Source organism: Polynucleobacter sp. 78F-HAINBA (assembly GCF_018882325.1).
Classification (GTDB): domain Bacteria; phylum Pseudomonadota; class Gammaproteobacteria; order Burkholderiales; family Burkholderiaceae; genus Polynucleobacter.
Genome location: NZ_JACVOQ010000002.1, coordinates 284526 through 295560 on the forward strand (window position 1 = coordinate 284526; position 11035 = coordinate 295560).

Sequence of the window (11035 nt, forward strand, 5' to 3'; positions counted from 1 at the left end):
TTGATTCGTATTCTCTAAATCTTCAAATGAATTAATGAGATTAAGGATATATGAAAGCAATTACCCCAGAATTGGAATATCTAAGTACTCGTCAAAGCGCGAAAGTATTGCAAGTATCACTTGGTACCGTCCAGAAAATGGTTGAATTAGGTGAATTAATCGCTTGGAAGACCCGTGGAGGCCACCGTCGCATTCTGGCAAGCTCTTTAGATCAACAGCTTGCTCGTCGTAAAAGAGCTATGAGGCAAAAAACAACCCAAAACTGTATTGCCATGGGGATATTCAGGAGAATTGAAAATAGCCATGAATTAATCGAATCTATTCAATGTTGGCAGTTAAAGGTGGATATGGAGGTAGCAGTAGATAGCCTTGAAGGCCTCATGAAGGCGGTATCAATCTCCCCTGATTTGATATTTCTCGACGCCCTAATTCCACCTGTTGAGCAGGTTCATCTAATCCATTATCTCAGTAAAAACAAGGACACTCAGCGTATTCCTATTCTAGTAGATGAAGGATTTATACGCCTGCATCCTGGGGTAATGGGCTTAGCAGATGAAAATACAGTTGGGGTGAGGCCCCAGTACCCAGAAGTCCTCCAAGAAGAGCTTGAAAATGGCTTAATTGATCAAAATCCCCTCATTATTGGCTATCCAGCCACCAATCCAGAGCTTGAGACTGTTTTGGGAGATAAAAACCGTCATGAACTGTTGGAGCCTATGTTTATCCAGGCCCTCAATCGAAAGTGCGCTTAAAGCCTTAGTTGCGATGCGCCAAAGTTAAAGGCCGCTCAATTTGCAATGAGCGGCCTTTTTCAAACAGTAAACCTATTTAAATCAATAGATTAGATCAGGAAATTACTGCGATCTCTTCCCTCAATCCATTTTGGAGCCTTACCGCGACCAGTCCAAGTATCGCCGGTAGATGGGTTGCGGTACTTCGGCGCAACCTTGCCACTAGAGCTGCGCACACCAGCTTTACGACTAAATAAGTCTGATGCTGTTAAATCGTACTGTTCAATGATGAGTTTGGCTTTTGCAATGCCATCAGCCTTTTCACGCAAAACCGCCTCTTTAATCTGTTTATCCAACAATTCACGTTGGGCTAAAAGTTCTTTATAAGAAGACATGTATTAATTTCTCCGAATATTAATTTTATGGAATAACTAAGGATTGGCTATTCCTGAATAGTCATTATATACAGATATTAATAAATCGGAATATATATTCAATAAGACTAATAACCCTTTAGAAATAAGCCTATTGGAGTATTTATAGTTAAATAATTAACATAATCATTATAAATACTATATTTATAATAGGTATATAAACACTATCTCCGGAGCATAAATGTGCCGCTAGATTTAGCGGTGACCTCACCGGCCTCATTTAAAACCACTGCCTCACAATAATTAATGGTTTTTCCGGACTTGAGAACGCTTCCCTCAACAACGATTTTGCCCACGCTAGGACGCAAGAAGCTCACACTCATATCAATTGTCATGGCGCCAAGAGGCTGATCAATCGTGCTGCGAGCTGCTGCCCCCATCGCAAAATCCAACAAAGTCATCACCACTCCGCCATGGGCAATATGAAAGCTATTCTCAAACTCCGGCTTTATGACTAGGCTAATTCGCGATTTACCCCCTTCAGCGTACTCGGGTACAACACCTAAGTGAGCCAAAAAAGGAATGGTTAAGCCGAAGTAAGTCGTGTCGTTTGAACTGGATGTCATAGGAAATTTGAAATTGAGTGAATGGTCGGGGCGAGAGGATTTGAACCTCCGACCACATGCACCCCATGCATGTACGCTACCAGGCTGCGCTACGCCCCGACGAGAAACAAAATTGTATCAGCAACTATTTGGAGAGAATTTGCAGAACGGCCTGCAACTCATCACGCAAGCGAAGCTCACCACGAGCCTCATCTAGGCGGTTTCGGGCGCCACTGATCGTGAAGCCCTCTTCATACAAAAGCGCCCTAATCTTGCGAATTAAGACAACCTCATGATGTTGATAGTAGCGACGATTGCCTCGACGCTTTTGTGGGCTTAACTGTGAGAACTCTTGTTCCCAGTAACGGAGTACGTGGGAGCGAACCCCGCAAAGGTCTGATACCTCACCGATAGTGAAATAACGCTTAGCGGGAATTGGGGGGAGCTGCGAACTGAGCAGCACCGACCCAGCATCAAATGCTGTTTTCTCGAGCATGTGACTCAACTACGTCCTTGAGCTTTTGACTTGCATGAAAAGTAACAACGCGACGGGCTGCAATCGGAATCATTTGACCGGTCTTAGGATTACGACCAGGGCGCGCAGACTTATTGCGCAATTGGAAATTACCAAAACCTGAAATCTTCACTTCTACGCCAGTTTCTAGAGATTGCCCAATGCGATCAAAGAAAGCATCAATCATGTCTTTGGCTTCACGCTTATTCAGGCCAACTTGATCAAAGAGGGCTTCCGAGAGCTCATTCTTGGTAACGGTATCGTTGCTAACTAAATCATTCATGGCGGAAGTCTCTTTGCAATATCTTTTACTAATATTAAACCTAGCGCAGACGCGCTGCGCAATTTTTCTCAAGCGATGACAACAAAGCCGTCATAACTGCTTCAATTTGTGCATCCTGCAGGGTTTCTTGTGGATTCAACAGGGTCACGCGGAAAGCCAAACTCTTCTCATCATCGGCCATGCTGCTAGAGCCGGCCTTTGGCTTGAACTCATCAAAGAGCTCTATCGCTTTTACAAAGTTCTGTTTTTTGGCGTTCATGGCATCAAGCAAAGTCTGCGCAGAAACGACCTGCTTCACCACTACCGCTAAATCTCGCTGTACAGCAGGGAATTTACTTAACTCTTCCGGCTGCGGAATACCAAGATTGCGAATGACTTCTAAATCCATTTCAAACAACACTGGAGCCTGAGGCAATTCATAGGCCTGCTGCAATCCAGGATGCAATTCACCAATCCAGCCAATATTTTGTTTACCAGCTGGGGTGACAAGTTGAATTTGTGCACTACGACCAGGATGCAGCGCAGGATGAACTGCTGACTCAGTTGTGAAATGCAAAGGATCGAGCACACGCTCCAGATCACCCTTCACGTCAAAGAAATCAACTACACGATCAGCGCTTGCCCACTGCTCAGGGACAAATGATCCATAAGCCAAACCACCAACTTGCTGCGGCTGATGAAAACCAGCCACTTTGCCGGCCTCCTCTTGAACGCTCGCATCACGCTTGAATACGCGACCCGTTTCAAATAAACGCGCACGGCCAGCACCACGATTCAGGCTTGACTTGAGATTGCCTAGTAAACCACCCCATAGATTGCTACGCATCACCCCATACTGGCTAGCAATTGGATTGAGTACGGCAATTAAATCTTTTTCAGTAGCAGCGGCTAAGCGCTGCTCGCTTTCAAGATCGGTAAATCCAAAATTCACTGCCTCTTGATACCCCTGCAGCGCTAAACGTTGGCGCAATAAATGCACTCCACGCTTTGCCTCAGCTTTAGCACTCATCTTCAAAGACGAGATAGGCGGTACATCAGGGATATTTTCAAAGCCGTACATACGCGCGACTTCTTCAATTAAATCTTCTTCGATTTCGATATCGAAGCGATAGCTTGGAGGTGTAACGACAAATGCATCGCCCTCTTGTTTGAATTCAAAACCAAGACGCTTAAATACTTCAGCAACCACCTCTTGAGTGAGAGGGATGCCAATCACCTTTTCCGCTCTAGCCAAACGCATTTTTACTGGCTTGCGTTCTGGAATGTTTAATACCTGATCATCAACTGGGCCAACTTGACCACCACAGACTTCAATAATCAGGGCAGTCAAATACTCTAAGCAGTTAGCAGTATTTTGTGGATCAACGCCACGCTCAAAGCGATGTGCTGCATCTGTGCTGAAATTAAAGCGACGAGCACGGCCCTGAATTGCTGAAGGCTGCCAATAAGCCGCTTCAACATAAATATTTTTAGTATCGTCCGTCACGGCGCAATGATTGCCACCCATGATGCCAGCTAATGCTACTGGACCAGATTGATCCGCAACTACACCAGCATCTTGCAACTTACCCGCAGAATCAGGACCCTGCAAAGTAACTGTCTGACCATTTAATAACTCAAGAGTTTCACCAGGCTTCGCCCAACGAACAGAGAGGTCACCATTCAATTTATCAATATCAAATACATGGGTCGGCTGACCCATCTCCAACATGACGTAGTTAGACAAATCAACTAAAGGAGAAATACTTCTTTGACCAGCATTGCAAAGTCGTTGAATAATCCAATCAGGTGTTGTTGCCTTTGGATTAACTCCACGAATCACGCGACCAGAAAAACGACCGCAAAGAGCTGTGCTTTCAACAGTAACCTTGAGCTTGTCCTGTATAGAAACATCAACAGGCGTCCACTTAGGCGCACACAATGCAGCACCAGTAATTGCGGACACTTCACGCGCCATACCCATCAAAGACAAACAATCTGCTTTATTGGGCGTTAACTTAATAACAAAAATCTGGTCATCCAGATTTAAATACTGGCGAATATCTTCACCAACAGGTGCGTCCGCAGGCAACTCCAAAATGCCTTCGTGATCATCACCCAAACCAAGCTCGCGACCAGAGCACAACATGCCCTGGCTTTCTACACCGCGTAACTTTCCTACTTTGATCATGAATGGCTTGCCACCTGCTTCAGCTGGCGGCAATTCTGCGCCAACCATAGCGCAAGGGATTTTGATCCCGGCACGTGCATTTGGTGCACCACAAACAATTTGCAATTCTTGGCCGGTACCAGCGTCAACTTTACAAACACGTAAGCGGTCTGCATCAGGATGCTGTTCAGCAGATAGGATTTGCGCTACAACAATCTTTGTAAATGGGGGCGCTACTGAATGCTGTTCTTCCACCTCTAGGCCAGCCATAGTCATTGCATGACCTAAAGCATTACTATCGAGCGAAGGGTTTACATATTGGCGTAACCAAGATTCAGAAAATTGCATATGCGCTATCTACTATTAGAAGGTTGGCGAATTAAGCCGGAAATTGCGCTAAGAAACGGAGATCGTTCTCAAAGAAAAGACGTAAATCATCAACGCCATAACGCAACATCGTCAAGCGCTCTAAGCCGGAACCAAAAGCAAAGCCGGTATAGCGCTCTGGATCAATACCCATATTGCGCAATACATTCGGATGCACCTGCCCTGCTCCAGAAATCTCCAACCAACGGCCGGCTAACTTGCCGCTACCGAAGGCCATATCGATTTCAGCTGAAGGCTCAGTGAATGGGAAATACGATGGACGGAAACGAACTTGCAATTCATTCGTTTCAAAAAAGGTTCTTAAGAAATCGGTATACACGCCTTTGAGATCAGCAAAGGAAACGCTCTCTGCAATCCATAAACCCTCAACCTGATGAAACATCGGTGAATGAGTGGCATCGCTATCAACACGATACGTTCTGCCTGGTGCAATCACCTTGATTGGCGGCATCACATCAGCGTTGGCATATTTCTTAACATGCTCGCTCGCATAACGAACCTGAATCGGACTGGTATGGGTACGCAATAACAAAGGCTTCCCATTGGAATCTTTACCATCAATGTAGAAGGTATCTTGCATTGAACGCGCAGGATGATTCTCGGGACTATTTAAGGCGGTGAAATTAAACCAATCGGTTTCAATTTCAGGACCATCTGCTACATCAAAACCAATGGAGCGGAAGATCTCTTCAACGCGCTCCCAGGTGCGCATCACAGGATGCAGGCTACCTACTGCTTGGCCACGGCCAGGCAAAGAGACATCAATTGATTCCGCCGCAAGGCGTTGCAGCAATACCGCATCAGCCATTGCTTGGCGACGCTCTTGTAATGCAGCTTCAACTTGGGTTTTGATTTGATTAATTTGGGCGCCAGCACTCTTGCGCTCATCAGGCGACATTCCACCAAGCGCTTTTAAACGCTCAGTGAGAGCACCTGACTTACCGAGATACTTGGCTTTCGCGTCCTCTAGAGCTGCCGCATCGGCAGCTCCGAGGAAATCACGTTTAGCATCCTCGACAATGTGGTCGAGAGAAACCATTGCAGCTTAGTTATTAAATAAACTAAGAATTAAGCTGCAGCGCTTACTACGGATTTGATCCGAGTAACCAAAGCGGCAAAAGCTGCTTTGTCAGCAATGGCCATATCAGAAAGCACTTTGCGGTCGAGTTCGATCGCAGCCTTCTTCATACCATTCATGAATACGCTATAGGTCATGTCATGCTGACGAACTGCCGCGTTGATACGAGCAATCCACAATGCGCGGAATACACGTTTCTTGTTGCGACGGTCGCGGTATGCATATTGACCAGCACGCATAACTGCTTGCTTAGCAATACGGAATACATTTTTACGACGTCCACGATAGCCTGTTGCGGCATCAGTGATTTTCTTATGACGGGCTCTTGCTGTAACCCCACGTTTGACTCTTGGCATTTATTTCTCCTAATCTAGTCTGAGGTTAAGCGTATGGAAGCATGGAGCGAATTGACTTAACGTCTGCCTTCGCAACTTCTGTGGAACCACGCAAATGACGCTTGTTCTTTGTGGTCTTCTTGGTGAGGATGTGGCGTTTGAAAGCCTGACCTCGTTTGATCGTTCCGCCTGCGCGAACCGTGAAGCGCTTTTTAGCGCTACTCTTGCTCTTCATCTTGGGCATAAAGCACCCCTTCTTCTGCATGTGCAACTTAGGTGGTAACCGACGGTTACGCTTCCTGTACCTAGAAGCACTTCTAACTACCAGAGTCTTGCGACTCCTCCCTACTTAAACAACAAACCTAATCTTGCGGTTTGGTTTGTTACTTAGCCTTACGAATGGGGGCCAATACCATCACCATCTGGCGACCTTCCATCTTTGGAAACTGTTCTACTTGACCATACTCAATCAGGTCTGACTTCAAACGCTCCAACATTCTGACTCCGATTTCTTGGTGGGCCATTTCACGACCCCGAAACCGCAGCGTAATCTTTGTCTTATCGCCATCTTCTAAAAAGCGGATTAGATTGCGTAGCTTCACACCATAGTCACCATCATCTGTGCCGGGACGGAATTTAACTTCCTTCACCTGAATCACTTTTTGCTTAAGCTTAGCTTCATGCAAACGTTTGGCTTCTTGGTACTTGAATTTGCCGAAGTCCATGATGCGGACTACAGGTGGCACAGCCGTCGGAGCAATTTCAACCAAATCGGTCTCTTTCTCTTCTGCTAAAGCCAAGGCTTCACTCAACTTAACTACACCGATGGGTTCTCCATCCAGTCCAATCAGACGCACTTCAGGAGCAGTAATCTCCCGGTTTATGCGCTGCGATTTATCAGTAGCGATCTTCTTAATTCCTTTAAAAAAACAATAAAAACCATTCCACCCCTAGCTAGGCTCGGGTCCGACTTTCTGGGAAATATCCTGCTGGAGTCGGGCAACGAAGGCATCAAGAGGCATTACGCCTAAATCCACTCCGCCACGGGCACGAACGGCCACCGAATTACTTTCTGCTTCTTTATCCCCTACAACTAACAAAAATGGGAGCTTCTGTAATGCGTGCTCGCGTATTTTATACGTAATTTTCTCATTCCGCAAATCGGATTCGACTCTAAACCCTTGTTTTTTCAGAGATTGCTGGACTTTTTGTGCATATGCAGCGGAATTGTCCGAGATATTAAGGACTACAGCCTGGGTCGGAGCAAGCCAAACCGGCATGTTTCCGGCATGGTTTTCGATCAAAATGCCGATAAAACGCTCTAAAGAGCCCACAATTGCCCTGTGAAGCATCACAGGAGCCTTGCGAGTGTTCTCCTCAGTGACGTATTCCGCACCTAAACGGGCTGGCATCGAGAAATCCACCTGAATCGTGCCGCACTGCCAAGTACGTCCAATTGAGTCCTTGAGGTGATATTCGATCTTAGGACCGTAAAAAGCACCCTCGCCTGGTAATTCTTCCCACTCTTGACCTGAAGCGGTCAAGGCACCGCGCAAGGCAGCCTCGGCTTTATCCCAAATTGCATCATCGCCAACGCGCTTAGCTGGACGCAAGGCTAGCTTGACAGCTACCTCGGTAAATCCAAAGTCTTTATAGACGTCGCGAACCGCTTTATCAAAAGCAGCTACTTCAGATTGAATCTGATCTTCAGTACAGAAAATATGGCCATCATCCTGTGTGAAACCACGTACACGCATCAGGCCATGCAATGCGCCCGATGGTTCATTGCGGTGGCACTGACCGAACTCGCCATAACGCAATGGCAACTCACGATAACTATGTAAGCCTGAGTTAAAAATCTGAACGTGTCCTGGGCAGTTCATCGGCTTTAATGCATACGCGCGATTCTCTGACTCGGTCGTAAACATGTTTTCTTTATAGTTATCCCAGTGTCCAGACTTCTCCCACAATCCACGATCGAGAATTTGTGGAGCCTTCACTTCTTGATAACCTTCGCGCTGATAAACGCGACGCATGTATTGCTCAACTTCTTGCCAAATTGACCAGCCTTTTGGATGCCAGAAAATTAAACCAGGCGCTTCAGGCTGAAAGTGGAATAAGTCCAAGAACTTACCAAGGCGACGGTGGTCGCGCTTCTCAGCTTCTTCGAGCATATGTAAATGTGCATCTTGATCTTCTTTTTTCAACCAAGCTGTACCGTAGATCCGTTGCAGCATCTCGTTCTTGCTATCGCCACGCCAGTAAGCGCCAGCAACGCTCAGAAGCTTAAATACCTTGAGCTTGCCAGTGGATGGCACATGGGGTCCACGACATAAGTCGGTGAACTTACCTTCAGCATACAAAGACACATCCTCGCCTTGAGGAATGCTAGAAATAATTTCTGCTTTGTAGTTCTCGCCTTGATCTTTAAAAAACTTTACCGCTTCATCGCGAGGCATCACTGTGCGAATGACTGGCTCATCTTTTTTAACCAGCTCAGCCATTTTCTTTTCGATAGCCACCAAGTCTTCTGGTGTAAATGCGCGATGAAATGAGAAGTCGTAATAGAAACCGTTTTCGATGACTGGACCAATAGTGACTTGCGCTTCTGGAAAGAGTTCTTTAACGGCATAGGCCAACAAATGCGCAGTAGAGTGACGAACAATCTCGAGAGCCTCTGGGCTTTTATCAGTAATGATCGCCAATTGACTATCTTTGTCGATAACAAAACTAGCATCAACCATTTTGCCATCAACAATGCCACCAAGGGCAGCTTTGGCAAGGCCACTACCAATGCTTTGGGCAACATCAAGAACACGGACGGGAGCATCAAACTCACGTTTAGATCCATCTGGCAGAGTAACTACAAGCATGACCACCCCATCTTATTAAGATTCAGTCGATTGACTGATTTACTGCATAACATCCACCAAAAAGAAAGCGCGGGAGCTTTTGGGCAACCGCGCACTTTTGGGTCTTTATTCGTTGGTAGGCTCGATTGGACTCGAACCAACGACCCCCACCATGTCAAGGTGGTGCTCTAACCAGCTGAGCTACGAGCCTAATCCATTTATTTTACCCTATTGATCTCTGCTGCTTATGCATTACCACCATCACCCTGCAAGCTTTGATTTATATAGCATTGCGAGGGTATTAATGTATGGCACTTTTACAACTCATTGCAGTTATGCAAACAGTTTTCACGCAATGCGTAAGCACTACAAAAATATTCAAAAAGTTGTCTGGGCCCAAATTGGGCCCATTTTGGGACAGTTTTGGGCCCAAACTAAAAATGACTCAAGATAAATCATGAACACCACCCCATAACTTTTTTTAACCATATAGAGCAAGAAAAAATTAATAGGGCTTATTTGGTATTCGCGCTCACTTGCAAAAACTGTTCCAGCGCAATGCGAACAATGTCTGACCGACTGGGAATAGAACCCATCCCTTTTGATAGCTCAATACGCTTTTGATCAATCGCCGCTAAAAATGATTCGTCAACTCTGACTGCTAACTGCTTACTTTCGCCACTTACTTTCATGAAACCGCTCCTGTGAACAAGTTGTTGTTTTTTATATTGTCTCATTTGTCATACATATTGACAAATTAAATGTTTTCATATACAATATAGTTGTTATACAGTAATAATGTATTTCAAATAACGTTAACTTCGGGAAGCAAATATGACCACATACATGAAAGCAGCAGAATTGGCAGCCCATATTCCATACAAGGCTCGCTACATTAATGAATACCTAAAAGATCGCGTATTCATAGAAGGCACCCATTACGTACGGCTACCTGGATCCAGACGCATTATGTACATCTGGGAAACCATTCAAACGGATTACCTCAAACAAACAGCCTTAGAAATTCCAATGGCTAATGGAGGCGTGTGCCATGGGTAGTATTCGCACACGAGCAGAGTCCAACACCCTCTTTTTTGATTTTCGCTATCGCGGCATCCGCTGCAAAGAACTCACCAAGCTCAAGCCCACCAAGGCAAATATCTTTAGATTGGAGGCAATCATGAAGACTATTCAAAAGGAAATAGACAAAGAAACCTTCTCCTATCGCAAATACTTTCCCAATAGCAAGCGCGCGGATTTATTTGAAAGCGCAGTTCCAAGCATTGCATCAGCCACCGGTGAAGAATTGGTTGAAGGAGCTCGGCTAGCAGCTCAAGAGATGAAACAGACTGGGAGTAAGGTGGCCTCAATCAATGTTGATGGCATGCCTAGCTTCTCCGAGTTTTCTGATCTTTGGTTTACTGAGCGCCAAATTAGCTGGAAACGCTCCACTCAGGGCAAAGTAAAAGACATTCTAGTCAAGCACCTTGTTCCCCGCTTTCGCGGAAGACGTGTCCACGAAATTTCCAAAGCCGACATCCTGTCTTATCGCGGACTTCTTGCAAAGCCCAACGAAGATGGGAAGACTCTATCAGCCACCTGAATCGCTACCACTTCTATAGACACTTTCTAGCCTAATATTTAGTCTATTAGGAGGTGTGTCATGAGTACAAGAAGGCGGTTTACTGAAGAGTTCAAGTTAGAGGCAGTCAAACAGGTAGTTGAAC

15 protein-coding genes and 2 tRNA genes are annotated in these 11035 nt (G+C 45.7%); 4 read left to right on the top strand and 13 right to left on the bottom strand.

From position 1 onward, the window contains the following. Positions 1-50: 50 nt before the first annotated feature. Complete coding sequence (locus ICN11_RS03530) at positions 51-752, top strand: excisionase family DNA-binding protein (protein ID WP_216229168.1); 702 nt, start codon at positions 51-53, stop codon at positions 750-752. 89 nt (positions 753-841) lie between these two features. On the opposite strand, the gene ICN11_RS03535 is transcribed toward ICN11_RS03530, so the two are convergent. From ICN11_RS03535 to ICN11_RS03595, 13 genes are all read right to left on the bottom strand, one after another. Continuing rightward, entirely contained in the window at positions 842-1126 is a 285-nt protein-coding gene (locus tag ICN11_RS03535; protein ID WP_216229169.1) for an H-NS family nucleoid-associated regulatory protein, read from the bottom strand. A 203-nt stretch (positions 1127-1329) separates the two neighbouring features. After that, positions 1330-1731 (bottom strand): PaaI family thioesterase, encoded by a 402-nt coding sequence (locus tag ICN11_RS03540; RefSeq protein WP_216229170.1) that lies wholly within the window; start codon positions 1729-1731, stop codon positions 1330-1332. Between the two features lie 22 nt (positions 1732-1753). Next, a tRNA-Pro gene (locus tag ICN11_RS03545) sits at positions 1754-1830 on the bottom strand. Positions 1831-1855: 25 nt separating this feature from the next. Next, entirely contained in the window at positions 1856-2206 is a 351-nt protein-coding gene (locus tag ICN11_RS03550; protein WP_015421015.1) for a MerR family transcriptional regulator, read from the bottom strand. Continuing rightward, on the bottom strand, positions 2184-2507 hold the full coding sequence (locus ICN11_RS03555; protein WP_216133192.1) for an integration host factor subunit alpha: 324 nt from the start codon (positions 2505-2507) through the stop codon (positions 2184-2186). Before ICN11_RS03555 ends, ICN11_RS03550 begins: the two co-directional genes overlap by 23 nt. A 40-nt stretch (positions 2508-2547) precedes the next feature. Continuing rightward, positions 2548-5004: a phenylalanine--tRNA ligase subunit beta gene (gene pheT / locus ICN11_RS03560; protein WP_216229171.1), complete on the bottom strand. Its 2457-nt coding sequence runs from the start codon at positions 5002-5004 to the stop codon at positions 2548-2550. A 31-nt stretch (positions 5005-5035) separates the two neighbouring features. Continuing rightward, complete coding sequence (gene pheS, locus ICN11_RS03565; RefSeq protein WP_216229172.1) at positions 5036-6082, bottom strand: phenylalanine--tRNA ligase subunit alpha; 1047 nt, start codon at positions 6080-6082, stop codon at positions 5036-5038. 29 nt (positions 6083-6111) lie between these two features. Next, positions 6112-6477 carry a 50S ribosomal protein L20 gene (rplT, locus tag ICN11_RS03570; protein WP_015421011.1) on the bottom strand — a complete coding sequence of 122 codons (366 nt, stop codon included), beginning with the start codon at positions 6475-6477 and terminating at the stop codon, positions 6112-6114. A gap of 25 nt (positions 6478-6502) precedes the next feature. After that, positions 6503-6700: a 50S ribosomal protein L35 gene (gene rpmI, locus ICN11_RS03575; RefSeq protein ID WP_011902674.1), complete on the bottom strand. Its 198-nt coding sequence runs from the start codon at positions 6698-6700 to the stop codon at positions 6503-6505. A 139-nt stretch (positions 6701-6839) separates the two neighbouring features. Then, positions 6840-7364: a translation initiation factor IF-3 gene (gene infC, locus ICN11_RS03580; RefSeq protein ID WP_215387895.1), complete on the bottom strand. Its 525-nt coding sequence runs from the start codon at positions 7362-7364 to the stop codon at positions 6840-6842. 42 nt (positions 7365-7406) lie between these two features. Further along, positions 7407-9329 (bottom strand): threonine--tRNA ligase, encoded by a 1923-nt coding sequence (gene thrS, locus ICN11_RS03585; RefSeq protein WP_216224720.1) that lies wholly within the window; start codon positions 9327-9329, stop codon positions 7407-7409. A gap of 113 nt (positions 9330-9442) precedes the next feature. Continuing rightward, positions 9443-9519: transfer RNA gene (locus ICN11_RS03590), tRNA-Val, on the bottom strand. 304 nt (positions 9520-9823) lie between these two features. Beyond that, on the bottom strand, positions 9824-10000 hold the full coding sequence (locus ICN11_RS03595) for a hypothetical protein (protein ID WP_216229173.1): 177 nt from the start codon (positions 9998-10000) through the stop codon (positions 9824-9826). A 142-nt stretch (positions 10001-10142) separates the two neighbouring features. Between ICN11_RS03595 and ICN11_RS03600 the strand changes: the two genes are divergently transcribed. From ICN11_RS03600 to ICN11_RS10775, 3 genes are all read left to right on the top strand, one after another. Then, positions 10143-10367, top strand: a complete 225-nt coding sequence (locus ICN11_RS03600) for a hypothetical protein (RefSeq protein ID WP_071539103.1) — start codon at positions 10143-10145, stop codon at positions 10365-10367. Next, positions 10360-10911 carry an Arm DNA-binding domain-containing protein gene (locus ICN11_RS03605; RefSeq protein WP_216229174.1) on the top strand — a complete coding sequence of 184 codons (552 nt, stop codon included), beginning with the start codon at positions 10360-10362 and terminating at the stop codon, positions 10909-10911. The genes ICN11_RS03600 and ICN11_RS03605 overlap by 8 nt, the downstream gene beginning before the upstream one ends. A 60-nt stretch (positions 10912-10971) precedes the next feature. Continuing rightward, on the top strand, positions 10972-11035 hold a 64-nt coding region (locus ICN11_RS10775), incomplete at its 3' end, for a transposase (RefSeq protein WP_223146557.1).

Coding starts and splice junctions, on each gene's coding strand:
- ICN11_RS03555 (WP_216133192.1), bottom strand. CDS start 2,507: ATGAATGATTTAGTTAGCAACGATACCGTTACCAAGAATGAGCTCTCG.
- ICN11_RS03595 (WP_216229173.1), bottom strand. CDS start 10,000: ATGAAAGTAAGTGGCGAAAGTAAGCAGTTAGCAGTCAGAGTTGACGAA.
- thrS (WP_216224720.1), bottom strand. CDS start 9,329: ATGCTTGTAGTTACTCTGCCAGATGGATCTAAACGTGAGTTTGATGCT.
- ICN11_RS03540 (WP_216229170.1), bottom strand. CDS start 1,731: ATGACATCCAGTTCAAACGACACGACTTACTTCGGCTTAACCATTCCT.
- ICN11_RS03530 (WP_216229168.1), top strand. CDS start 51: ATGAAAGCAATTACCCCAGAATTGGAATATCTAAGTACTCGTCAAAGC.
- rpmI (WP_011902674.1), bottom strand. CDS start 6,700: ATGCCCAAGATGAAGAGCAAGAGTAGCGCTAAAAAGCGCTTCACGGTT.
- ICN11_RS03550 (WP_015421015.1), bottom strand. CDS start 2,206: ATGCTCGAGAAAACAGCATTTGATGCTGGGTCGGTGCTGCTCAGTTCG.
- ICN11_RS03605 (WP_216229174.1), top strand. CDS start 10,360: ATGGGTAGTATTCGCACACGAGCAGAGTCCAACACCCTCTTTTTTGAT.
- ICN11_RS03535 (WP_216229169.1), bottom strand. CDS start 1,126: ATGTCTTCTTATAAAGAACTTTTAGCCCAACGTGAATTGTTGGATAAA.
- rplT (WP_015421011.1), bottom strand. CDS start 6,477: ATGCCAAGAGTCAAACGTGGGGTTACAGCAAGAGCCCGTCATAAGAAA.
- pheS (WP_216229172.1), bottom strand. CDS start 6,082: ATGGTTTCTCTCGACCACATTGTCGAGGATGCTAAACGTGATTTCCTC.
- pheT (WP_216229171.1), bottom strand. CDS start 5,004: ATGCAATTTTCTGAATCTTGGTTACGCCAATATGTAAACCCTTCGCTC.
- ICN11_RS03600 (WP_071539103.1), top strand. CDS start 10,143: ATGACCACATACATGAAAGCAGCAGAATTGGCAGCCCATATTCCATAC.